Origin of the sequence: Shewanella sp. (genome assembly GCF_048265805.1) — a bacterium.
GTDB lineage: Bacteria > Pseudomonadota > Gammaproteobacteria > Enterobacterales > Shewanellaceae > Shewanella.
In genome coordinates this window covers 43,817-68,461 of the sequence record NZ_JBLXAT010000009.1, presented here as the reverse complement: position 1 = coordinate 68,461, position 24,645 = coordinate 43,817, and the positions used below count along the sequence as shown (strand labels likewise).

General features: G+C 49.1%; 18 protein-coding genes. 9 read left to right on the top strand and 9 right to left on the bottom strand.

Annotation, left to right across the window (positions count from 1 at the left end):
- Positions 1-491 precede the first annotated feature (491 nt).
- Positions 492-3,695 (bottom strand): TonB-dependent receptor, encoded by a 3,204-nt coding sequence (locus ACN0TT_RS08315; RefSeq protein ID WP_417761684.1) that lies wholly within the window; start codon positions 3,693-3,695, stop codon positions 492-494.
- 224 nt (positions 3,696-3,919) lie between these two features.
- Here ACN0TT_RS08315 and ACN0TT_RS08310 point away from each other — a divergent pair, with 224 nt between their 5' ends.
- Positions 3,920-5,134, top strand: a complete 1,215-nt coding sequence (locus ACN0TT_RS08310) for an endonuclease/exonuclease/phosphatase family protein (RefSeq protein WP_417761683.1) — start codon at positions 3,920-3,922, stop codon at positions 5,132-5,134.
- A gap of 153 nt (positions 5,135-5,287) precedes the next feature.
- Here ACN0TT_RS08310 and ACN0TT_RS08305 read toward each other — a convergent pair whose 3' ends face one another.
- Both ACN0TT_RS08305 and ACN0TT_RS08300 read right to left on the bottom strand, forming a co-directional pair.
- The gene (locus tag ACN0TT_RS08305; protein ID WP_417761682.1) at positions 5,288-6,094 is read right to left on the bottom strand and encodes a 5'-nucleotidase, lipoprotein e(P4) family; all 807 of its coding nucleotides are present in this window, start codon (positions 6,092-6,094) and stop codon (positions 5,288-5,290) included.
- A gap of 45 nt (positions 6,095-6,139) precedes the next feature.
- A complete protein-coding gene (locus ACN0TT_RS08300; RefSeq protein ID WP_417761681.1) occupies positions 6,140-7,366 on the bottom strand; it encodes an ectonucleotide pyrophosphatase/phosphodiesterase in 1,227 nt (408 codons plus the stop codon).
- Positions 7,367-7,446: 80 nt separating this feature from the next.
- Here ACN0TT_RS08300 and ACN0TT_RS08295 point away from each other — a divergent pair, with 80 nt between their 5' ends.
- From ACN0TT_RS08295 to ACN0TT_RS08280, 4 genes are all read left to right on the top strand, one after another.
- Positions 7,447-7,626 carry a hypothetical protein gene (locus tag ACN0TT_RS08295; RefSeq protein WP_417761680.1) on the top strand — a complete coding sequence of 60 codons (180 nt, stop codon included), beginning with the start codon at positions 7,447-7,449 and terminating at the stop codon, positions 7,624-7,626.
- A 454-nt stretch (positions 7,627-8,080) separates the two neighbouring features.
- Positions 8,081-8,650, top strand: coding sequence for a hypothetical protein (locus ACN0TT_RS08290; protein ID WP_417761679.1), 570 nt, complete (start codon positions 8,081-8,083; stop codon positions 8,648-8,650).
- Positions 8,651-8,693: 43 nt separating this feature from the next.
- A complete protein-coding gene (locus ACN0TT_RS08285; protein ID WP_417761678.1) occupies positions 8,694-9,131 on the top strand; it encodes an HNH endonuclease in 438 nt (145 codons plus the stop codon).
- Between the two features lie 220 nt (positions 9,132-9,351).
- Positions 9,352-10,908, top strand: coding sequence for an oligopeptide:H+ symporter (locus ACN0TT_RS08280; protein ID WP_417761677.1), 1,557 nt, complete (start codon positions 9,352-9,354; stop codon positions 10,906-10,908).
- An 88-nt stretch (positions 10,909-10,996) separates the two neighbouring features.
- Here the strand turns inward: ACN0TT_RS08280 and ACN0TT_RS08275 are convergent, their stop codons facing one another.
- Complete coding sequence (locus ACN0TT_RS08275; protein ID WP_417761676.1) at positions 10,997-11,704, bottom strand: glutamine amidotransferase-related protein; 708 nt, start codon at positions 11,702-11,704, stop codon at positions 10,997-10,999.
- 231 nt (positions 11,705-11,935) lie between these two features.
- Here ACN0TT_RS08275 and ACN0TT_RS08270 point away from each other — a divergent pair, with 231 nt between their 5' ends.
- Positions 11,936-12,586: a class I SAM-dependent methyltransferase gene (locus tag ACN0TT_RS08270; RefSeq protein WP_417761675.1), complete on the top strand. Its 651-nt coding sequence runs from the start codon at positions 11,936-11,938 to the stop codon at positions 12,584-12,586.
- A gap of 195 nt (positions 12,587-12,781) precedes the next feature.
- Complete coding sequence (locus tag ACN0TT_RS08265) at positions 12,782-13,396, top strand: hypothetical protein (protein ID WP_417761674.1); 615 nt, start codon at positions 12,782-12,784, stop codon at positions 13,394-13,396.
- An 8-nt stretch (positions 13,397-13,404) separates the two neighbouring features.
- Here the strand turns inward: ACN0TT_RS08265 and ACN0TT_RS08260 are convergent, their stop codons facing one another.
- Positions 13,405-14,196 carry an SDR family oxidoreductase gene (locus ACN0TT_RS08260; protein ID WP_417761673.1) on the bottom strand — a complete coding sequence of 264 codons (792 nt, stop codon included), beginning with the start codon at positions 14,194-14,196 and terminating at the stop codon, positions 13,405-13,407.
- A 798-nt stretch (positions 14,197-14,994) separates the two neighbouring features.
- Between ACN0TT_RS08260 and ACN0TT_RS08255 the strand changes: the two genes are divergently transcribed.
- Positions 14,995-18,996 carry an ExeM/NucH family extracellular endonuclease gene (locus tag ACN0TT_RS08255; protein WP_417761672.1) on the top strand — a complete coding sequence of 1,334 codons (4,002 nt, stop codon included), beginning with the start codon at positions 14,995-14,997 and terminating at the stop codon, positions 18,994-18,996.
- 169 nt (positions 18,997-19,165) lie between these two features.
- On the opposite strand, the gene oadA is transcribed toward ACN0TT_RS08255, so the two are convergent.
- Both oadA and ACN0TT_RS08245 read right to left on the bottom strand, forming a co-directional pair.
- Positions 19,166-20,977 carry a sodium-extruding oxaloacetate decarboxylase subunit alpha gene (gene oadA, locus ACN0TT_RS08250; protein WP_417761671.1) on the bottom strand — a complete coding sequence of 604 codons (1,812 nt, stop codon included), beginning with the start codon at positions 20,975-20,977 and terminating at the stop codon, positions 19,166-19,168.
- Between the two features lie 45 nt (positions 20,978-21,022).
- Positions 21,023-22,438: an acetyl-CoA carboxylase biotin carboxylase subunit gene (locus ACN0TT_RS08245; RefSeq protein ID WP_417761670.1), complete on the bottom strand. Its 1,416-nt coding sequence runs from the start codon at positions 22,436-22,438 to the stop codon at positions 21,023-21,025.
- A gap of 131 nt (positions 22,439-22,569) precedes the next feature.
- On the opposite strand from ACN0TT_RS08245, the gene ACN0TT_RS08240 reads away from it, so the two are divergent.
- Entirely contained in the window at positions 22,570-23,517 is a 948-nt protein-coding gene (locus tag ACN0TT_RS08240; protein WP_417761669.1) for a LysR family transcriptional regulator, read from the top strand.
- A gap of 13 nt (positions 23,518-23,530) precedes the next feature.
- Here ACN0TT_RS08240 and ACN0TT_RS08235 read toward each other — a convergent pair whose 3' ends face one another.
- Both ACN0TT_RS08235 and ACN0TT_RS08230 read right to left on the bottom strand, forming a co-directional pair.
- On the bottom strand, positions 23,531-24,013 hold the full coding sequence (locus ACN0TT_RS08235) for a GNAT family N-acetyltransferase (protein ID WP_417761668.1): 483 nt from the start codon (positions 24,011-24,013) through the stop codon (positions 23,531-23,533).
- A 145-nt stretch (positions 24,014-24,158) separates the two neighbouring features.
- Positions 24,159-24,506 (bottom strand): hypothetical protein, encoded by a 348-nt coding sequence (locus ACN0TT_RS08230; RefSeq protein ID WP_417761667.1) that lies wholly within the window; start codon positions 24,504-24,506, stop codon positions 24,159-24,161.
- Positions 24,507-24,645 lie beyond the last annotated feature (139 nt).

Sequence of the window (24,645 nt, the reverse complement as noted above, 5' to 3'; positions counted from 1 at the left end):
TGTCCCAAAGTCTCCATCTTAAATTGGGGACTTTGGGGCTAATAAACACAGAAATATGATCCATGTAATTCTGAAGGAACCATATCTGATCCACATCATTATGAACCACCTATAAAATGGCTAAATCCGTCCCATCCAGCATCGGTGCAATGCTAAAACGGCGATAATGATCTAATGGTTGTGGCAATTTCACGCGTTATCTACCTGTATGGTGAGCTGTACGCCACTTGTGCTAACACAAGCAACATCAAGATTCGGGCGGGCGATTATACACAGTAAAGCAAACCAGCTCAAAATTGTGCAGCTAGGGGAAGGGGAAGTGGCAGTGAATGAACGTCAGCAACGGTTTAGTGCAAGATTGACAGAGTGAATCATCTGATTAGCTAGAAAGAAGTGTACAAGCCCCACACATGGAACCCGATTTTTGACTGGCGCAAAAATGAGAAAAACCCGACACGAGGCCGGGTTTTTATAAGCTTAGTTAGCTGAAATTAGAAGGTGTATTTAACACCAACTTTCAGGTACCAAACTGATTGGTCTGAATCCAACTCGAAGAATGGGTCAGTTGAAGCTTCTGGTCCCAAATCCGCGCGGGAGTTTGGAGAATAGGTCAACATACCTGTATCCTCGTCCCAAGCTGCCTGAGCAAATTCTTTGTTGAAACCACCAGATACGTCGTATACATGACCCCATTTCTTGTTCAACAGGTTAGCCAAGTTTTGGATGGTGAAGTACAGAGTACCTTTGTGACCTTCCATGAAACCAGGGATTTCTTGTTGGAACGAGAAGTCCAGAGTCGTTACCCAAGGTTTACGGCTAGCGTTCTTAGGTACATAACCACCGGCATATTTTTCCAAACCTGCTGGACGAACGTAATCGTTCATGAAGCTTTCATATGTCATACCGTCGGCATAAGCAACGTTAGGATCATCTGCACCAGTTGGGATATATGGAGTATATGCACTGTAACCAGACATATAGTATTGATCCCCCAAACCTTGTTCATGATAAGTGTTCATGATCCAGCCATAAGGCTTGCCCGAACGACGTTCAAACATCAGGTTGAAGTTGGTATCGTAACCAGAGAACAATTGAACGCTATAGCCCAAGTTAACTTTGAAGCTGTGTTCAATTTCATAGTTACCAGTACCCAAGTAATCCACGTTACGGTTAGCAACTACGTCATATTTATAGTTAGAAGCCGCTTGTGAACTAGTACCAGTATTACCGTCAGTCACATCTTGATATGCATAAGACATCGTCAAGTTAACACCGCTTTCCCAGCTTTTGTTCAAGCTAGTAGTAATGATGTTTGAGTGGCCGTCACGCTCAGCGTTAGTCAACAGAATGTCATAATGATCTTCTGAAGTAGCGTCAACTGGTTCATAGATGATACGACCATCAGAAGTATAATCACCGCTAGGTTGACGATTCAGTTCACGCCATGCCAGTGAATCTTCTTTCTGGGTATAGATGTATTGTGAAGACCAAGTCCATTGGTCACCCAAATATGGGATATCAAATACATAGTCGTAGCCGATGCTATAACGCCATTCTGATGGGATATCAAAGTTTGGATCGATTGCATCTGTTTCACCGTCTGGGTTTTTAGATGCCATTTCATCCATTGCACTTTGTGGCAATGCCAATGAAGTCAAATCAGTCAGGTTTTGTGTTACGCTATCAAAGTTTTGACCTTGCTTACTGAATGAGTTAGCAATCCAAACATTTGGTTTACCGCCAGAGAAACGACCAGCACCAGCACGAACAGTTAACGCGTCAGTTGCGTACCAAGTCAAACCAACACGTGGCAAGAAGATATCAGTGCCATCCAAGTTTTCTTGGTTAGAGAAACCATAACGATCAACAAAGTTAGGGTTCAGCTCTGGGGTATCGTTTGCAAAGGTACGCTCATAGCGCACACCGTAGGTCAAATCGATAGAATCAGTCAGCGCCCATTCGTCTTGAACGTATGCAGAGTAAGTGCCCATAACCAATGCTGCAGCACCATCATCGGTGTTGTTGCTTGGCGCGTTAGAGTAACGAACTTCACCAATACCAGCTTCAAAGTCTTCGATGCTGTCAAAGGTCCATTTACCCAAAGATGGGTTAACGTACACGTTGAAGATATCAAGACGTTCCCAACCTAAACCGAAACCGATTTTGTGGTCACCAGTCAGATATTCACCGTCAAGGTTAACACTCCAAGTTTTGGTTTCGAGGAAGTTAGCATGACGGTATTCATCAGGACCAAATACTACGCCTTGGCCTTGATTATCACGGCCCTGATCGTTAACGGTGTTATCGTTATCAACGTTAACTTCACCGTATGCGCGAGTCGCAACACCAGATACTGACTTAACGTCTTTGTAAGCTACTGCCAATTCAGTAGAGAAGTCAGATGTCCAATCAGAATAGAAGTGGAATGCATACGCATCCATATCTTGTTGGTAGTTGTACCAGTTGGTAGTCAAGTTCAAGTTGTTACGGCTGTCGCTTGGACCACGTACAGAGTTACTTTCATCGCTGTTATAAGTGAAAGATGCACGATGCAGATCGTTGATGTTCCAGTCTAATTTAACCAGAATCTTTTCATCTTTCTCTTTAGGGTTACCTTGCCAGCCACCGATATCATCGATACCGTAACGGTCACGGGCTGCAGTACGTACACGTTCCAGCTGTTCTTCGGTGAAGCCAGCGTCACGTGAAGCACCAGCGCCTGCTGGGCCATACTCAGCAGCAGTTGGTTTTTCCCAGTTTTCGTAGTTAGCGAAGAAGAACAGTTTGTCCTTGATCAATGGGCCACCTAAGTGAACACCATAGGTATCGCTTTTCACACCTGTAACGTCAGTACTTTCCATGTTACCAGTGCTGCTGTTGTAGCTGTCGTAGTCGCCAGACCAGCTATCAGAAGTCTTCTCGTAGAAAGCACCGCCGTGGAATTCGTTAGTACCAGATTTAGTTACCGCGTTAATACGAGCGCCACTGAAGCCACCATATTTGGCATCAAATGGGTTAACGTCGATAGAAATCTGCTCAACGGCGTCCAGAGAAACTGGAGAACGTTGAGTTGGATAACCGTTACCGTTCAGACCGAAGTCATCGTTCAGGCCAACACCATCCACACTGATGCTGTTGAAACGAGGATTCGAACCCGCGACTGAAAACTCGTTGTCAGCACCACCCAAAGAGGTAGCCAACGGGTTTTGACGCAGAATGTCTTTCAGGTCACGGTTGAATGAAGGCGCTTTAGTGATAGCGTCAGCACCGAAAGTGCTTGAGCTACCGGCATTTGATGAGTAAGCCATTTGGCTACCAGTCACAGTGATACGTTCTACATCACCAGCAACTTGCAATTGCTCATTCAAACGGAAAGTTTTGCCCAACTGCAGGAAAACATCGCTTTCTACAGTATCTTGATAGGTATCAGAATCGATAATGATCTGATAAGGACCGCCCACACGCAGACCTGATGCACTGAATGCGCCAGCTTCGTTGGTAGTAACTTCAGTTACAGTACCTGATGGTTGGTGGATCAGTGTAATTTTAGTGTTTGGAGCAGGTTGGCCTTGTGGGCCAACGATTGTGCCACGCATAGAAGACGTAGTGTCAGCTGCGTAGGCCATTGAAGATGCGCCAATGGCAAGTGTCAGTGCCAAGGCTAAACGGCTTTTGGTAAATCCCTGAATCATCATTTGATCCCCTGAGTTTTTATATTGATGTTTGTTACGTAAACCGTTACGTTCGTAACTAAACCTCCGAAGGCCAAGGGTACTTCCGGCCAACGAGGGCGTGTTATACCACAAAAGCGTTACACTTTTGTTTAACACTCCGTAATCATACACACAACTGTTGCATTTTTGAGCGGAAAATTTTTCTTACGCACAATTGCTGTTCGATCTTTCGATGAGGCTCCCCCATGAAACCGTCTCGGTTAACGTCCCTGAAATTTACTTTACTGTTTTTATTACCTTTTATTGGCATGAATACTTTTGCAGCAACTCAGAAACAATTAAAAATCGCCACCTTCAATGTCAGTATGGAAGGCAGTAATTACCTTGAGAAAGGTCAAAAAACCCCATCTGCCGACAAATTACAAATTTTGTTACAAAATGATGACAATCAGCAGATACGCAATATCGCGGAGATTCTGCAGCGTGTACGCCCAGATATTGTGCTATTGAATGAATTTGACTACATCGCCGATGCTGACAAAGGCGTGAAGGCATTTATTCAGCGCTATTTAAATCAATCACAAAATGGCGCAGAACCGATTGACTATCCCTATTTTCACATAGGCCCAGTAAACACCGGTGTGCCTTCGCCGTATGATTTAGACCACGATGGCGTTGCTTCAGGTGTAGGTGGTGATGCGTGGGGCTTCGGCTTTTATCCAGGCCAGTACGGTATGGTGGTGTTGTCACGTTACCCGATTGACGATGAACACATCCGTACCTTCCAACAACTGAAATGGTCAGCCATGCCAAATGCGCAGCAACCTATTGATCCAGCCACCAATGAGCCGTGGTATAACACCGAGCAGTGGCAGGCGCTGCGCCTATCTTCCAAAGCACATTGGGACATTCCTGTGAATGTGGATGGTGAGTGGTTGCACGTATTAGCCGCGCATCCAACACCACCAGTATTTGATGGCCCAGAAGATCGCAACGGCAAACGCAATCATGATGAAATCCGCCTGTGGGCCGATTATTTGACTGGTGGTTCAACTGCGGCTTATATCGTTGATGACCAAGGACACCAAGGCGGTTTTGTGCAAGATGCACGTTTTGTATTACTCGGTGATATGAACTCAGCACCACACGCCACTGCGGACCAAAGCGGCGCGGTAAGACAGCTGATTGATCATCCACTGGTAAATGGCAGTTTTGTGCCAATGAGCCAAGGCGGGGCCGAATACGTACCCAATCTGGAAGAATCCAAAACCTATACTGCGTCTTGGAAAGAGCGGGCAGATTACGTGTTGCCATCGAAAGCGGGTATGCAAGTGCTTGATGGTGGTGTGTTCTGGCCCGAGAAAGCAAGCCCACTGTATCGTTTGATTAAAGATCGCAGCGCTTCGTCGGATCACCGACTGGTGTGGTTATCCGTGGCACTGACGCCACTCGATAAATAAATGCCAGCTTGTACTTTATCCATTAAAAACCCCGAGGAATTATCGGGGTTTTTAATGGGTGCCATTCTCGCACTATCTACCATGGTTTACGCCAGTTAACCGTAAGCGAAACAAGTTATGGCGCGAAGGTAATCATAGCCGGAGCGGAGTCACTTATTTTTGCTGCCAAGGTTTAAGGCTTTGCTCACGCACACGCACTTTATCGGCATCATTCAACTGGTAATAGCCTTTGGTTAAACCCGGCTCCCAGTCACCGTAAGATGGATTTGGCAACAGAATAAACTTGTGGCCAAACGCCGCTTTATTCGCGTCAGCAATGGCGTTGCGATCTTGGTTAAGCTGATGATAGGTATTCAACTCAGGAAAATCGTTCAGGTTATCCCCCATAAACACGACAACTTCATAGCCATCATCTTTAATGGTTTGCAGACGCGGCGCTTTGTTTGAGGTGTCTTTTTTCAAACGCAGGGTAAAGTCGGTGACATTAGGAAAGCCCAACTTTTGCAGGTTTTCTTTGGTTGCGGCAAAAGTACGTTCTGAACGGTTAGACACATAAAACATGGTGCCGCCCTGCTCTGTTACGTAGTTAGCCAATTCAACCGCACCGGGTAATGCCGGGGTTTGCACGCTGTTGACCCACGCATCCCAACCTTGGTCGGTAAAACCTTCATGATGCAGAATTTGCCATGCGGCATATGGAGAGTTATCGACCATGGTTTCATCCAGATCAACCATCACCGCCAACTTACCTTTATGCTGGCTTTTGGCTAAATCGAACGCCATTTTGGTCGTGTTATATGCTTGATAACACAGGGCGCGATACTCACCGGCATTTTGCATCCACACCACGCTTTGGGTGTTTTGTGCCACCAATTCCATGGTGGCATGGTTTACTGGCGCTTCAGCATGTACGGTGGTGGCTAGCAGGGCCAGCGGCAGAAAGAACTTAACTGCTTTCATAGTTTCCTCAAAACGAACTCAAAATAATCTACTGATAATGTTAGGTTATTTTACCAACGCTGGCAGCAGAGAGTTAATAGAGCCATCAACTGGCGTTTGTAATGGCAAGCCTAAAATATGAGCAACCGTGGGATACACATCCACATTATCAAACGGTGCTAACATCACGCCTTTTTTGAATGCTGGCCCTTCCGCCACAAACAACGCGCCCATATCTTTGGTGTAACTAAAACCGTGCGCACCGTGATGAGTGCGTTCTGTGAGCGCTTTATCGGTGAAATATGCCGGGGCGGTGACTTCCGCAATAATATCGGCAATGCGCGGACTATCAGTGTAGTGGCGCTCGGCTAGATAGGCATCATCAACCACGCGATAACGACCATGCGCAGCCTCACTGAGTTGGTGACGTAGCTTATCAACATCACTAGCCGAGGTGGTGGGTTTGGCGTAAATAAGCAAGCGCGTTTCTACGTTAACGATCTGGAATTTTTGCTCATCGATTGGCAACTTACGGTAGTCGATGCCGTCTTCAGCATTGATGGTTGCCATGCCGTGATCGGCAACCACAATCAAATTCACCGGATACTTCAATTCCTTCTGCATCCGCTGGCGCAGTTCACCAATCAACACATCGACACGCTGTACGGCTTGATAAGTCTCTGCTGCATCAGGGCCATAGAGGTGACCCGCGGTATCCACAGCCGAAAAGTAACCCATGATAAAGTGTGGCCGCGCTTTTGCTGGCATCTTCAACCAGTTAAGGATCTGCTCAATACGGGCGTGGTAATCGGCCTGCTTGGAGTAATGATAGTAATAAGAAGGCGTCATGCCGTTGATACGAGCATCTGACTCAGGCCAAAAATAAGTAGCGGCTTTAACGCCATTCATCTCGGCGAGGTTCCACAGCGGTGTTCCACTCAGCCAAGTTGAGTCCTTCAGCCCCATGCCCATTTTGTAGCACTGCTGCCGCTCTTTATCACAAAAGTCGTTATCGACGATACCGTGATGGGTGGGATATAACCCAGTTGCTAAGGTGATGTGATTAGGAAAAGTTTTAGTGGGGTATTGCGGCCGCATCTGCTCAGCACGCACACCATGCTGGGCAATGGCTGCAAGATTAGTGGCGTGATGTTTTTCAATGTAATCCCAACGGAAACCATCAATAGAGATCATCACCACAGTAGGTTGTTGTTTACTGTCCTTGGCGTAAGCAATGCCGCTGCTAGCGCAGATTGCCACCGCTGCCATCATGGCTAAAAGTAACTTTTTCATATACAGGTTGAATTAAGAACAATAGTCTTATTGTGCGAACAGTATAGCGAAAGATACTGGCACCGCTGAATGATTTATTTGTGAAATTTCGTGTTTTTATGCCTATACCCGCGCTGACCAAGCCTTGCGAAGATTTAACCGCTCACGGCGACGGCATGTTGCACAGCCACACCACCGGTTTGGCTTTATCTCAGACGCCCATTGTCCCATTAGCATTCACCGCCCCAAGTTACTTAGATCACAATAGCTCAGGTGACTAAACAGCTTCCCCTTGAATTTTTCTCAATGAATCCCCAATTGCTACCCAGGGGTTGTTTATCTTTACTGGTTGTTTTTGCAGCAGGCAGCGCGTGATTTAGGCAAGGCAGGTGATGTGCTGTGCTGTGTAGTTATTCTCCACAAACAGCGCCTAACGCTGAATAAATTGCGCGCTGTCGCTGCCCGAAGGGTTCATTTAAACGCCGCCTGAACTTTGTTGCGCCCAGCTTGCTTAGTTGACTAAGCATCGCAGGTCTCGCCTCGTTCATAACGCGTTTAATTTGAATAAAAATTAAACACTAAAGATAAACAGCCCCTAGCTGAGCCTAAAATTGTGCTCAACATATTGCGTCGACACTCAAGCTACCGTTACCGTTATCCGCCAAGGTAACCAGAGCTAACCACATTATTAACGGATTACCAGACGCCTATTTTCACAACTACATAAGAATGACTATGCAACTTAAATCAACTCTGAATGAGCATCAGCTGGTGCAATCTCTCGGCGATATCCTATTTCGCCCCGGCCGTAACCCTAAAGATCTTATCGAAGCCAACTTTAAACAAACGGCAATCATCAGCAGCATTATGGCGGTTGTCTGGGTGCTGCTTGCGGCAATCATCGTTAGCTTTATTGGCGACTGGCGCACATGGTACGTGTCGGTGGCGTTGGTCATTGCTTTTGCGCTGTGGTTGTTTTTGAGCAAAATGCTGTGGAATACCTTGCAGATGCTGAAAACCACTCAATGGGAAATCATCGGTAGTAAAGGAATTTTGTCACAACGCCGCGACAAAAGTGGCAAAGTGCTCAATCAAACCTTGATCCGTTTTAGCCCTGCCATGCACTATCGGCAGATGGGCAAGACATTAGAAGTGCGTCTCGGCAAACAGCGTTTGCTATATCGTGATGGCCCAAAAGGCACCTACGCCGCGATGACTTACCAAGCGGCTTTAGAAGCGGTACTTAACTTCCGTCCAAGTAAAAATAGTAAAGGCAGCAGTCGTCCGAAAAAACGTAGAAAATAAACTACGCGGTCATACGTCTGCCGTTGATGATTAAGGGCAGCATATGACCATTGAAGTAACATTGCGGCTAACCAATAGCCGCACTACCCGCAAATATCAAAGCGAAGATCGCGCACGGCGCGGTATCTATCAATGGCTGGTCAAACACGCTGACGTTAGCGATAAAAAGGCCAGCTTTTTCTCACCCGTTGATGGCCACCAAGTTTACGAACATCCAGAGCAACTGGCGGAGTTTGCTCCCAGCAACAAAACCAACTTTTACCTTTCCCCCGCATGGTTAAGCGTGCGTGAAGAGGTGCTTGCCTCCCGCGAACACCGTTGCGCCTTGTGTAATAAAACCCGTGCTGAACACAATATTGCGCTCGAGGTTGACCACATTCTACCGCGGTCAAAATACCCCGAACTTGCATTAGATACTAACAATCTGCAGATCCTCTGCTTTGAATGTAATCGTGGCAAGAAGGCCAAAGTGCGTACTTGAACCGCTAGATTGGGCGTCATCCGCTGACAAGTTAAGCCTAAATTCACACTGTTGCTGAACAATAGCGCCCCAAATTGCCGCGACCAGACAACATCTGTAACACAAGTGTTAAACATCATAGATGCAGTTTGTCGCATAACCTCTTAGGATGGAGCGGTAATCAATCTACAGCAGCCAGCAGTTACTGCTGGCCCACGATAACAACAGTACAAGGATAACCATGGCAACGACCTCTGCCGGACGCTGGCCACGCCAGATCCCGTTTATTATCGCCAGCGAAGCCTGCGAGCGCTTCAGCTTCTATGGCATGCGTAATATTCTCACCCCGTTTTTAATGACCGCCCTGCTGCTTTCGGTGCCGGAAGATCTGCGCCAAGGCGAAGCCAAAGATGTATTTCACTCGTTTGTTATTGGTGTCTATTTCTTCCCACTGTTGGGCGGTTGGATCGCGGATCGTTTCTTTGGCAAGTACCACACTATTTTGTGGCTCAGTATTGTTTATGTGATTGGTCATGCCTTTCTCGCCATTTTTGAAACCAGTAAAACTGGCTTCTATTCGGGACTATTTTTGATTGCGCTTGGCTCCGGCGGTATTAAGCCGTTGGTGTCATCGTTTATGGGCGATCAGTTTGATCAGAGCAATAAATCGCTGGCGCAAAAAGCCTTCGATATGTTCTATTTCACCATCAACTTTGGGTCATTTTTCGCATCACTATCGATGCCATTAATCCTCAAGTTCTGGGGGCCATCAATCGCCTTTGGTATTCCTGGCTTACTGATGCTGATTGCCACCATCTTCTTCTGGTATGGCCGCAAGCGTTATGTCCATATCGAGCCGCAAGCGCGAGATCCACATGGTTTTATACCGGTGATCAAGAGTGCGATTTTGACCCCAGAGCCAGGCAAAGCGAACAAAGGTTTGCTGCTGAGTATTGTCGGCATAGTGTTAGCGGTGATCGCGTTATCGCAAATTGCCGTTCTTGGTTTAGTCACCGCGCTGTGTCTGGCCTTGGTGTTGATCATGGGCTTTGTGGGTACCGGCGCATCGATGCAGCTGCAACGCGCGCTAAGTAGCCATCCTGCAGAGGCCGTTGCGGGGGTAAACTCGGTCTTTCGTATTCTGATCTTGTTTGCTTTGGTCACGCCGTTTTGGTCGCTGTTTGATCAAAAAGCGTCAACCTGGATTTTGCAAGCCAACGACATGGCAAAACCTGATTGGTTTGAGCCCGCCATGATGCAAGCGCTAAACCCACTGTTAGTGATGCTGCTGATCCCATTTAACAACTTTGTGCTGTATCCGATGTTGCAAAAGGCCGGGATGCAAGTCACGGCGTTGCGTCGCATGGGCGCGGGTATCGCCTTCTCTGGTCTGGCGTGGATTGTGATTGGTACGATTCAGTTGATGATGGATGGCGGCAGTGTCATGTCGATCACTTGGCAAGTGCTGCCGTATGCACTGCTGACGTTTGGTGAAGTATTGGTATCGGCCACTGGCTTAGAGTTTGCTTATAGCCAAGCACCAAAATCGATGAAAGGTTCGATCATGAGTTTTTGGACCTTGTCAGTAACCATCGGTAACTTGTGGGTGCTGCTGGCTAATGCCAGTGTGAAGCATGAAGCGGTGACCGCCAAAATTGCCGAAACGGGGATCAGTGTTACCGCGTTCCAGATGTTCTTCTTCGCCGGATTTGCACTGCTGGCGGCATTAGTGTTTGCCCTGTATGCGCGCTCATACACGATGCAAGATCACTACCGCGCGGCGGACCAGCAAAGCTGATTCAAGGAAGGTGACGCCACAAACATCAAGGCCAAGCGATTGCTTGGCCTTTTTATTATCCGTAACGTTTGACGCTAACGGCGGGCGCTCATGCTTCTGCGGCCATAAAACGCGCCATCATCTCTGCCACAAAACGGCCTTGATGCGGCTGCTGGTAACTGACCAAGGCAGTAGCGGCTTTATCTTCGCCAATATCGTGCCAGCGCTTACGCAACAGTGCCTCGGCATAAGCTTTCGTGAATTCTGGGTGCGCTTGAAAGCCCAACACCCGCTGGTCGATGTAGAATGCAGCATTCGGGCAAAAATCATTACTGGCAAGCAGTGTGGCATGCGGCGGCAATGCTACGACTTGGTCACGGTGACTACACAATAAGCTCACATCATGGGCAGGGCTCTGTAACCAGCTTGGCGTCGAGCACCACCGATAATGCATAATGCCCACGCCCCAACCTGCATCAGCACGCTGCACTCGGCCCCCCAAACTATGCGCCAATAGTTGGTGACCAAAACAGATACCCAACAACTTTTGTCCGGCATTGAACTGTTGTTGGATGTAACTTGTTAACCTGACAATCCAAGGTTCAGTACTGAAAGCATCTGCCTTTGAACCGGTAATTAACATGGCATCATATGCCGTAGGATCATCGGGATACACACCATCAATCACACTAAAAATCTCAGTTTCTAACGCGACATTTGCCTCAGCAAACATCTGCTGAAACATCATCCCATAACCTTGGTATTGTTCGAGAAACTCAGGGTGTAATACATCTGTCTGTAGAATCGCAAGCTTCACTCAAGCCATCTCCCGTCCAGCATTAGCATGCCATCATACTATCGCGGATTTACCTAGTGTCACCACAAAAATGCATTGGCTTATGCGTCAAATCAGGCATCATAGGCCACAGCTAGGAGCACCCTAGCCTTAATAATAAAATTCGTGTGATTGAGTAACACAGTGGCTGGCCAATTCAGGCGCAGAGTGAGTGAATACGCCTCCTTGTAATGTAAATAGACAGGACTCACTATGACCCCAGCAAACACCTTAGGGCAGCAGTTGCGCTGCCCCCATGGCGACGATGCCACCACCATTGGCAACAATATGAATCAAGCCAATGAATCTCTCAACCTACGTTGTATTGCACTATTGCAGCTTAGTGACCACGATAGCGTGCTCGAAATCGGCCCAGGCAATGGCGCATTTACCGCGCAGATTTGCGCTGGCGCGAACCCTCTCCATTACACCGGTGTTGATTGGTCAGCGGCGATGGTAACGGCAGCTCAGCAGTTGAACCATGAATTGATCCGCCAAGGCGCGGCCAAATTTGTGCAAGCCGATGCCGCTAACCTGCCGTTTGCTAGCAACAGCTTTACCAAGTTGCTGGCAGTACATGTGATTTACTTCTGGCAGCCGTTGTCACGCTATCTAGCGGAATTTAGACGGGTGCTAACAGCAGGCGCTAAATGTTGTTTTGCCTTTGGTGACCGCAGCTTTATGCAGCAATTACCGTTTACCGCCCATGACTTTACCCTCTATGATGCTCAGCAAGCGCAACGGCTGCTGCAACAATATGGCTTTGCCATTGAACAACACTGGCAGCATGAAGAAACTGGCTTAAGTAATACGGGGGAGATAGTGCACAAAACACTGCACATCATAGTGGCGGTTAGTCGCTAGCCTGTTAGCAACGCCCGTGAAAGCACTCCACCGTATTTCGCCCCCAAGTATGTGGCATATGCCCGTTGCATCGCTTATTTGGTGACAAACGCTGTTGGTGAGATAATCTGCCAACCCAGAACAAATGCCGTACGGCTAGCGGCAAAAACATCAGCTTGGGCAATCTCTCTAATGTGGTAATCGAAAGGATGTCGTATGACCAACACGCCAATAGCTGGCAAATACCTGATCGAAAATTTTAGTTGTAGTTCCTATCTCACCGAGTTTAAGCAGGGCTACATCAGTGATGATCAGCAGCTAAACATTTATCCGAGCACTCAAGCGCGACTGCAGCATGCTGATCAGCAACTGCTGATTGGGCAGCTACAGTTGCCATCACAAGCCGTCGGTCTATGTTATCTCGCATGGCAAGACAGCAGTATTTACGCGGTGAGTGAACAGTTACAACAGCCCATCGTACTGGCGACTGATATTAACGCGCTCATCGAGCAACTTGGTGCGCCGTCCGTCACCCATCCATTTCATCGATTAGCACTGCAATATCGGTTGTGGGCTGATGATGTCATGCAGGCGGATGAAGAGCTGTGTTGGCAGCAACAAGCCGAGGTGATGACGCAAATTATTCAATTACTTGCCAGCAAAGACGCTACGCCACAATCAGCTCTGCGCGCCGTGGTGATCGACTTTTTGGTACAAAACTGCGGCTGTAGTGATGACCTAGAGTTGCTAGAACAGCACACTCCCGAGTATTTAACGGAGGCCGAACTGCAGCATATCTGCCAACATTCGGCACTCCAGCGTTGGTGGTAATTCAGCATTTACCAGACGGTTTTCATTTTGCCGCCGTCGACGGCCAGTGTTGTACCAGTGATATAACTGGCCGCTTGCGACAGTAAAAACACCGCCGCATTAGCAAACTCTTGCGGTTGCCCGTAACGCCCCATCGGCAGTTGCGCTTCCTGCTGCTGCCGCACTTCATCGCTTGAAATGGCCAACGCCTCCGCTCGTTTTTGGTTCAGCGTGGTTAGCCGATCTGTATCAATTAAGCCCGGCAGTAAGTTGTTGAACCGAATATTTTGTCCGGCATACGCCTGCGATAAGCTTTTGACTAATGCGGTCACACCAGAGCGCATCACGTTGGACAGCAGCAAAATATCGATGGGTTCCTTTACCGAAGAAGAGGTAATCGTCAGCACCGAACCTGCGCCAGCCGCTTGCATTGACGGTAATACAGCTCGAATTAACCGCACAGCACTCATTAACGTGAGTTCAAACGCCGCTTGCCAATCCGCATCGGTAAAATCGATAAAGTCGCCACTTGGCGGCCCACCAGCATTGACCACCAGTCCAGACACGTTACCAAAATCATTGAGTGTCGCGGCCACCCACTGGTCAATACTTTCGGCATTGGCAGCATCAAATTGATACCCTTGAACTTTCGCTCCGGTTGCTGCGGCAATTGCTGCCGCCGCCGTTGTGATCGCCTGCTGATCGCGACTCGCCATTGAAACATTGGCGCCCTCGCGAGCACACTGCAATGCAATCGCGTAACCCATGCCTTTACTCGCGGCGGCAACCATCACCGTTTTACCTTTGAGCTGTAAATCCATTCTGGCTTCCCTCTAACTATTCTCAGTAATTCCGCCACTACTTTGCGCCAGCCGCAGCCAAAATACTAGGGAGGCCGCCCAACCGTACCATCAGCGGCGAATTCGCTGATGTGAATAGCACATATAGCGAATTATCGATTTATTTACTCGGTTAAATATGTCAACCGCATGGCCGTTTACGGTTTAAAACTGTTATTCCATAAAATCAAATTGTATTAAATATCAGCATGATAGAATTTTAGCCTAAATATAAAAACAATAATAACTACGATTTATTTTATTTATTTAAAATCATTATCTTAAATAAAAACAAACTAAAAAATAAGTTAGCAGATATATTAATAAATCTATATTTATCAATATAATACAAAACACCTGATTTATCCTTGCTTGCACTTTTTATCAGCACTTTGCGATTAATTCCGCACAAAAAATTTTTCAATAGCTAAGCATTAGCAATCCCTGTCATCAGTTCGTCCCAATTATCTATTAGAATGCGCCCGTTATCTGGGGAGCGATAATCACCAGCGCGTTCACAACATTAACTAAGCGCGACGTGAATAAATCGCGCGCACGGTGTTGGCATTCAGCTTGCGCATGCCATACGCACTGAAACCACATAAAAACACCAAATAAATAACAATAATTCAACACAAGCAGACTATTTATCTCATGTGACAATTATGTAACCAATTTGTATTGGTTTTTGATTAGAATACCAGCGGGAATATGGCGACATATTCCCCAATGACACAAAACATGACGCCATGGATATGGCTATTTAAGACTGAGGGTAGAATGAAAATTAATCTGGCACTACAGCTATCGGCTGTGCTTGTTTCTGCTTCCGCCTTCTCCGCAGATATGGTTATCACAGGTGTGGTAGATGGCCCATTATCGGGAGGAGTTCCCAAAGCAGTTGAAGTATATGTCGTTAACGATATCAGTGACGCAAGTCGCTGCGGCATAGGATATGCCTTTAACGGCGGTACCTCCCAAGGACAACGCGGCGCCTTTGCCGCAACCCCTGTTACCGCGGGTAGCTTTTTATACGTTGCTTCAGAAACTGCAGGATTCAATGCATTTTTTGGCTTTAATCCTGACTTAGTGATCAGCTCTGGCACCATCAACGGTGACGACCGAGTGGAGCTGTATTGTGATGGTACGCTGGTTGACAGCTTTGGTGAACAAGGCGTTGATGGTACTGGCCAACCGTGGGAGTATCTTGACGGTTGGGCCCATCGCCTCAGCGCAACCACGGCGGATGGCACCAACTTTAATCTAAGCCATTGGAGTTTTAGCGGCATTAACGCGCTAGACAACCAAGGCAGCAACAGTAGCGCTACCGTACCTTATCCGCTGCAAAGCTTCGTCTATGGCGAAGAAAGTGATGACGGTTCTGACAATGATAGCGGTTCGGGTGATAACGGCGGCGGCACTGGTGGTGACGGCAGTGATAACGGCGGCGGCTCTGACGGTGGTAGCAACAACGGCGGCGGCTCAGATGGCGGCAGTGACAACGGAGGCGGCAGCGACAACGGCGGTGGCTCAGATGGCGGCAGTGACAACGGCGGCGGCTCAAGTGGCGCACCATGCTTTAACTGCGGCGAGATTGATCCCGTCGCCGATCCTGCCAGCTTTAACGACGCCAGTTACTACAGTGCAGCGTTAGCGGCAGCAGACAGTGGCGCCGATGCAGCCACCCTCAAAACGGCGATCAACAGTGCCATCAGTCATGGGCAACGCGTGCTGACCTACAGCCAAGTGTGGACAGCGCTAACCCATACCGATGAAGATCCCGAAAATGCCAACAACGTTATTTTGCTATATAGCGGCCGTTCGATGTCGAAGCAGCTTAACGGCTCAGGCTCACAAAGTAGCGATCCTGATAACTGGAACCGCGAGCACGTCTGGGCGAAGAGTCATGGCTTTAGCGACCAAAGCAATGAAGCCTATACCGACATCAACCACCTGCGCCCAGCAGATATCTCGATCAACGCCTCACGCGGCAACTTAGATTTTGACGACAGCGATAATCCGCTGGCAGAAGATCCGCAAAACCGTATCGACAGTGATTCGTTCGAGCCACGCGACGCGGTCAAAGGCGATGTGGCACGTATGCTGATGTATATGGATACTCGCTACGAAGGTAATGGCGATATTACGCCAGATCTGCAACTCGTGGATCGCCTCACCAGCACCAGCGAACCAAGGTTAGGCCGTTTGTGTCGTCTGCTGGCATGGGCTAAAGCCGATCCTGTCGATAGTTTTGAAATCAAACGTAACAACGCCATCTATCAATACCAAGGCAACCGTAACCCATATATCGACCATCCAGAGTGGATTAGCCAAGTCTATGGCGACGCCCAATGTGATGACAGCGGTGATAATGGCGCAGGAACTGGTGACGGTGGCGACACTGGCGGTGATACCGGTCCAGTAACTCCAGCACCAGTGGCACTGGGTCAGTGCAGTGACCCCGCCACCCTCATCAGTGCCGTACAAGGCAGTGGTGCGGCCTCAACTCTGGTAGGTCAAACTGTGGTTGTTGAAGGGGTAGTCACTGCGGTTAATGCTGGCGCAAATGCGTTCTTCTTGCAGGAAGAAGCTGAGCACAGCGACCACAACGATGCCACCTCCGAAGCGGTATATATCTACAACCGCAATCAACCTATGCCAGCGGTAGGCAGTGTGGTACGCCTGCTGGGTAGCGTGTCTGAATACTATGAAAAAACCGAAATCACCTTAAGTGATGAGTACCGTAGTTGCGGTACTGGTAGCGTTACACCAGTTGCCATCAAACTGCCATTGAGCTCAGCGGCAGCGATGGAACAAGTAGAAGGCATGTTGGTCAGTATCGATGGTGAACTACTGGTGACTGACAACAGCTCACTGGGCCAATACGGCGAAGTCACCCTGTCGAGCAAACGCCTGTTTACCCCAACCAACCTGTATCGCCCAGGCTCAACAGCAGCTAATGCTCTGGCGCAAGCCAACGCGTTGGATCAGTTGGTGTTAGATGATGGTAATAGCCAAACCTATCCAAGCACTCAACGCTATCCAAATGGTGGCTTTTCTGCCAGCAATAGCCTGCGTACTGGCGATAAGGTCAGTGGTTTGGTCGGCGTGATTGACTATAGCTTTGATGCCTATCGTTTGATCCCAACCCAAGAGCCGCAGTTTGTTGCCAGTAATCCTCGTCCAGCACAACCCGCCTTAGCGGTAGGTGATGTGACTGTTGCCAGCATGAACGTGCTTAACCTGTTCAACGGTGACGGTAAAGGCGCGGGGTTCCCAACGTCACGCGGAGCCAACACGGCAGTAGAATACGAGCGCCAAGTGGCTAAAACCGTGGCGGCAATTGTGGCCAGCAATGCTGATGTTATCGGTCTGATGGAGATTGAAAACGATGGCTTTGATGACAACAGCGCCATTGCCGATCTGGTCAAACGCGTTAACACCACCTTAGGCGATAACAGCTACGCCTTTGTTAACGCAAATGGCAGCGTCGGCACCGATGCGATCACGGTGGGGATGTTGTACCGTCCCGCCAAACTGACCACAGTTGGCAACGTGCAACTCAACATGGATAGCGTGTTTAACCGTCCACCGATGGCGCAAACCTTCCAACTTGCAGGCAGCACTGAGCGATTCACCGTAGTGGTTAACCACTTCAAATCGAAACGTTGTAGCAATGCCTCTGGCGCCGATGCGGACCAAAACGATGGTCAAAGCTGCTTTAACGCCACCCGCGTGAAACAAGCCCAAGCGTTACTGCAGTGGTTTGCCAGCGATGCGACGTTAAGCCAGCAAAACAACAAGGTGATCATTGGCGATCTCAATAGCTATGCTAAAGAAGATCCAGTCACCACCTTGATTGAAGGTGGCTTTGTTGACCTGATCAACCAGTTCCACGGTGCGACTGGCTACTCTTATCAATACGATGGTTTAGTCGGTTATATGGACCACATGTTGGTATCGCCAGCACTGGCACAAACTGCGGTTGATGCAACCGATTGGCATATTAATGCCGACGAACCCACCATTTTGGATTACACCATCGCCAACAAGTCGGCCCAGCAACAGCTGGATTACTATGCTGCCGATGCATTCCGCATGTCTGACCATGACCCAGTATTAGCCTCGCTAAAACTGATCAATCAACAAGCACCAGCACTGTGCGAGCATGTGATCACTAATCGCTGGCAAAATGGCTTCCAAGGGATGATCCGCATTACTAACCAATCTGAAGACACCATCAAAGGTTGGCAGGTACAGTGGGGTTATAGCAATGGCGATAGCGTCAGCAGCGCATGGAATGGTCAACTGAGTGGCAGCGGCCCCTACACCGCTAGCAACCTGAGTTGGAACCAAGATATCGCGCCAGGTCAGGCGATTGAAGTCGGCTTTATCGGTCAAGGCGACGGTGAAGACACCAACGTGACGGGGGATATTTGCCAAGTTGCACCGGTCACACCACCAACAGACGGTAACGCTGACGAGCCAACAGCCCAGTGCCAATATCAGCTAACCAATAGCTGGCAGGGCGGCTTCCAAGGTGCGGTAACCATCACCAACACCGGCAACAGTGACATTCGTGGTTGGCAAGTCGCGTGGGCGTTTAACGACAACAGTAGCATCACCAGTAACTGGAGTGCCCTGTTGAGCGGTCAAAGCCCTTACACCGCCACCAACCTCGAATGGAACCGCGTCATTAAACCGGGACAAAGCGTCGAGTTTGGTTTTATCGGCCAAGGTAGCGGCCAAGCAGGTGTAGTGACTGGTAGTATCTGCCACTAAGCCTCGCTGGTAGTCACCTAACAAAAACGCCCACATCGAATTGTGGGCGTTTTTATATGTACCAGTGACTCAGCTTGAACGAGTAGCGCGCGATGGCACAGTAACGATTAGCGAGGCACGCCAGCGTCACACCGCTTGCCCCATATGGTCAATTTACTTCAACGGGTGTTTAAACGATCTCAACCAACACGTCTCCCGGCGTGATGCGATCGCCCTTCTTCACATGCACTGCCGCCACTTTACCTGCAATCGGTGCGGCCACTTCAGATTCCATCTTCATCGCTTCGGTCACCAGCAATGATTGTCCAACCGTGACGCTGTCACCCACTTGTACGAGCACATCCACTACGTTGCCCGGCATTGACGTGGTCACATCACCTGCGGCTGAGGCTTGGCGACGCGGTCCATTTTGTCCTTCGTTGACATACAGGTTAAGCGGTTCATACACCACCTCTTCTGGCAAACCGTCAATCGACATATAGAAGTGACGTTTGCCGGTGCCTTTAATGCCGATGCCAGTAATATCAATATGGTAGCTTTCACCATGCACATCAATGACAAACTCAGTGGGTACGCCAGCTTGTTTGGCAACAGGTGCCGTGGTTTGTGTGGCGGCTGCGGGCAATAATGGCTCTGGGGTTAGCGTGCCTTGAGCGCGATCTTGCAAGAACTGGCGTCCCACTTCTGGGAACATGGCAAAGGTCAGTACATCCTCTTCGCTCTCCGCCAAATCAGCCACTTGCGCGCGTAAAGCATCAAGCTCCGGCGGCAAGAGATCGGCTGGGCGCACGTCGATAATCTCCTCTTTACCAATGGCACGCTGTTGCAGTTCCACATTCATCTGGCTGGGTGCTTTACCGTAGCGACCTTGCAGGTACAGTTTTACTTCATTGGTAATGGTTTTATAGCGTTCGCCCGCCAGCACGTTAAATACCGCTTGAGTGCCAACAATCTGCGAGGTTGGCGTGACTAACGGCGGATAACCTAGGTCTTGCCGCACTCGCGGAATTTCGGCAAACACCTCATCAATACGATCTAACGCGCCCTGCTCTTTCAGTTGGTTCGCCAAGTTGGACATCATACCGCCCGGAACTTGGTTGACTTGTACGCGCGTATCCACGCCAGTGTAGCTACTTTCGAACTGATGATATTTCTTACGGATCTCAGCAAAGTATTGATCGATCTCCTGCAGCGCTTCGAGATCTAACCCTGTGTCATATTCCGTGCCCCGCAGCGCCGCCACCATAGATTCAGTGCCCGGATGGCTGGTGCCCCACGCCATGCTATTAATCGCGGTGTCGATATTATCCGCCCCGTTCTCAATCGCTTTGAGTTGGCACATGGCGGCAACGCCAGCAGTATCATGGGAGTGAACAAAAATGGGCAGGTCGACACTGTCTTTCAGCGCTTTCACCAATTCGCCAGTGGCGAACGGCGTCAACAAACCCGCCATGTCTTTGAGTGCAATCGAGTCTACCCCCAACGCGGCCATCTCTTGGGCTTGTGAGACAAACTTGCTCACCGTGTGCACCGGACTGGTGGTATAGCAGATCGTGCCTTGCGCATGTTTACCGGCATCTTTGACCGCTGCGATAGCGGTTTGCAGGTTACGCACATCATTCATGGCATCAAATACGCGAAACACATCCATACCATTGTCAGCCGCTCGGGCCACAAACGCGCGTACCACATCATCACTGTAGTGGCGATAACCTAACAGATTTTGTCCGCGTAGCAGCATCTGTAAACGGGTATTGGGTAAAGCGGCGCGCAGCTGACGCAAGCGTTGCCATGGATCTTCTTTCAAAAAGCGCAGGCAAGCATCAAAGGTGGCTCCGCCCCATACTTCGAGCGACCAAAAGCCGATCTTATCCAGCTTGCCGCAGATCGGCAGCATATCTTCGGTGCGCATCCGCGTGGCTAATAACGACTGATGGGCATCACGCAAAACGGTTTCGGTTACATTAATTTTTCTAGTCATGTTGCTATCTCTCCGCTGGCTGCTCACACCACCAGCTATCATCCTTTATAAACCTGCGTAAGCAGCAATTGCGGTGGCAATGGCGATGGCCAACTGCTCAGGGGCGCGTTTTTCTGAGTATTCCAACAGCTCTGGATGTTGCTCGACAAAGCTGGTGTTGAACACGCCAGTGCGAAATTCCGCGTTTTTCAAAATTTGTTGGTAGTAAGTCGCGGTGGTTTTCACCCCTTGCAACCGCATGTCATCCAACGCCCGCAAACTGCGATCCAGTGCGTCTTCCCAATTCAGTGACCACACCACTAATTTGAGGCACATGGAGTCGTAATACGGCGGAATGACATAACCGGTATAAATGGCCGTGTCGGTACGCACGCCGGGGCCACCGGGCGCGTAGTAACGAGTGATCCGTCCAAATGAAGGGAAAAAGTTGTTTTTAGGGTCTTCGGCATTGATACGGAATTGCAACGCAAACCCTTGAAAGTGAATATCTTCCTGTTTGACCGACAATGGCAAACCAGACGCAATGCGGATCTGCTCGCGCACGATGTCGATACCAGTGATCTGCTCAGTAATGGTGTGCTCCACCTGCACGCGGGTGTTCATCTCCATAAAGTAGATTTCATCGCCCGACAGCAAAAACTCCACCGTGCCCGCGTTTTCGTAGTTCACCGCTTGTGCCGCACGCACCGCCATTTTGCCAATGTAGGCGCGCTGTTCGGGGGTGATCTGCGGGCTCGGCGCAATCTCAATCAATTTCTGGTTACGACGCTGGATAGAGCAATCGCGTTCAAACAGATGCACAGTGTTGCCTTGGCTATCCGCCAAAATCTGCGCTTCAATATGTTTCGGGTTAACAATGCATTTCTCTAAAAACACTTCAGCCGAGCCAAAGGCTTTAGTCGCTTCAGAGATCACTCGCGGATAAAACTGCTTCAGCTCATCGACATTGTTGCAACGGCGAATACCACGGCCCCCGCCCCCCGAGGTTGCTTTCAGCATCACCGGATATCCGATGCGCTCAGCTTCTGACAGCGCTTCGTCCAGATCACGCAAGTTGCCTTCGGTGCCCGGTGTCACGGGGACACCAGCGGCAATCATGGTGCGGCGCGCTTCGGTCTTGTCGCCCATGCGGCGGATAATATCGGCACTTGGGCCGATAAACTTCACGCCACGTTCAGCGCACAGCTCCGCTAATTCAGGATTTTCAGAGAGGAACCCATAGCCTGGGTGTAGTGCATCGCAGCCAACTTCTACCGCTAAACTGACTAAGCGTTGTGGGCTAAGGTAGCCAGCTAACGGATCGTCTCCCAAGCTGTAGGCTTCATCAGCACGTTTAACGTGCAATGCATGCCGATCGGCATCTGAGTAAACCGCGACAGAGCGAATCCCCATTTCGGCGCAGGCACGAATAATTCGTACTGCAATTTCACCGCGGTTAGCGATTAGAATTTTCTTGATCACAAATCGTAACTCCGTTGTTACATATTTTTTAAGATCCCCAAGGTTTTTTAAGCTACTGCTATTTCAAAAATAATTAAAATTAATAATAATTTTATCCAACATAAGTAATTTGTTATAGATAGGCGATATTAGTGCAAAAATCGTACATGCGTATCACCCTGCGGCAATTGCAGGTATTCCAAACGGTGTGTGAGCAGCGTTCTTACAGCCGGGCTGCAGAGCTGTTGGCACTGACTCAACCGGCGGTGAGTCAACAGATCCGTCAGTTGGAGGAGTTGCTGGAACAACCCCTATTTGAATACGTGGGCAAGAAGTTGTACCTGACCAACGCGGCAGAATACCTGCGCAACACCGCCAAAGATGTGTTTCAACGTTTCGATGTGCTGGACATGCAGCTATCTGAATTGAGCGGCACGTTAAAAGGGGAACTGCGCATTGCGGCGGAGTCCAGCGCCAAATATGTGCTGCCGCATATCATCGCGGAGTTTCAACGACTGCATCCAAACATCACACCAATTTTGAACGTGTTTAACCGTGCACAGTTGTTGCGCCGCCTCAACGATAGCCGTGATGACTTAGTGATCATGACCGATGTACCAAGCGAGCTGGCATTGGAATTTATGCCGTTTCTCAACAACCCGATTGTAGCGGTGGTGAATTGCGGCCATCCGCTATTGCAAACAACGCCACTGACGCTACAAAGCTTAGGGGAATATACCTTGCTACAGCGGGAAAAAGGTTCAGGCACTCGCCATGCCAGTGAGCTGTTTTGCCAGCAAAAACATCTGCAGTTTAAGAGCTTTGTGGAGTTCAACTCGTCGGAAGCACAACGCGAAGGTGTCAGCGCAGGTCTCGGCATTGCCTTCTTACCGCGTTACTGCGCCTTTCGTGAGCTGCAAGCCGGTTCGTTGCAAGAACTGCAACTGAAAGAGTTACCTATCGTGCGCAGTTGGTGCTTAGTGCATCCGCAGCAACGCCATTTATCGCCTACGGCACAGGCGTTTGAAGATTTTATTCTGCAGCAACGCCAACTGATCAGCCGCATTGCTGCCAAGTTTGAGCTGGGGACACCATCTTAGCCGAGCAGCTAAGCTAGCATTTCTGAAATGCCAACCGAGGTGAGCCATCGCGCACGTAGATCACCCCGCAATATTGAAAGCCTAACTTGCTCAATACACGGCGCATCGGCTCATTATCGGCGTGGGTATCAATACGCATATTGCCGGCAATGTCATAGCACCAATTAATGCAGTGGCTGGCGACACCACGTTTACTGCTGCGTACGGCAACTCGATGCAACACGCCATAAGGCCGATCATTCAACCATGCGCCATCTTCAATGTTGCGATAGGTTGCATCTTCCTCAATGGCAAAATAAAACGTTGCGATTATCTGGCCGTCTTCCACACACACATAACAGTGTCCTGAAGCTATATCTTGCTCAATCAGTGCCGCTGGTGGATAGGTGTTACCCCATTGTCTAGCGTTGCCATTGGCAGCCATAAAGGCACGAGCTTGGTGATAAATAGAGACAATTACATCTAAATCAGACAGTTTTGCTTTAATGATATCCAATTATTGCTCCAGTTGGCTGCGACTGACATCAGAGTAGCCGCGCTGGGCGTCTAAGTCTATATCTTGTGCAATCCGCCCGCGTATAACGCCATGCGCTGCCCACGGCCAATGATCCGGCCACCGTACAATCAGCCTGAGCGGCTGGTTAGGTTTGATGTGCTATGCTGACTGCAATCACCTCTAACTGCCCCAGCTCATTAAAGTTAAGCCTGAAATGTTGGTAGTGTTCTTCTTCAGTCATCGTTCCCTGTTCAAGGTGCTTTTTTATCCAATCAGAATGCTGGATTGCATAGCTTTCATCGTCCCGCTCACCAGCGAGCAACGCAAAAGCCATCTGCCATTTCACGGCAACGGCATCGGCGAACACCAGCTTTACTGAGTTTTCCTGCCAATCTTTATATTCAACGCGAACTTCGCCGCGCGCTTGATAGAAGGCGGGATATTCCGCATCCGCCGTTGAGAACGGCACATCAAGCCGTGTTGCTGTTTCCATAAGCTTTTCCCAAATCAAAAGTGAGTTTCCCGGTTACGGCCACGCGACGGTGAGTGTCACTGCCGTGCTGTAATTCACATCAATGCTCGTCCCCAAAATGACAGCCATAAAAGGATACAACGCTATATTAAAATACCAT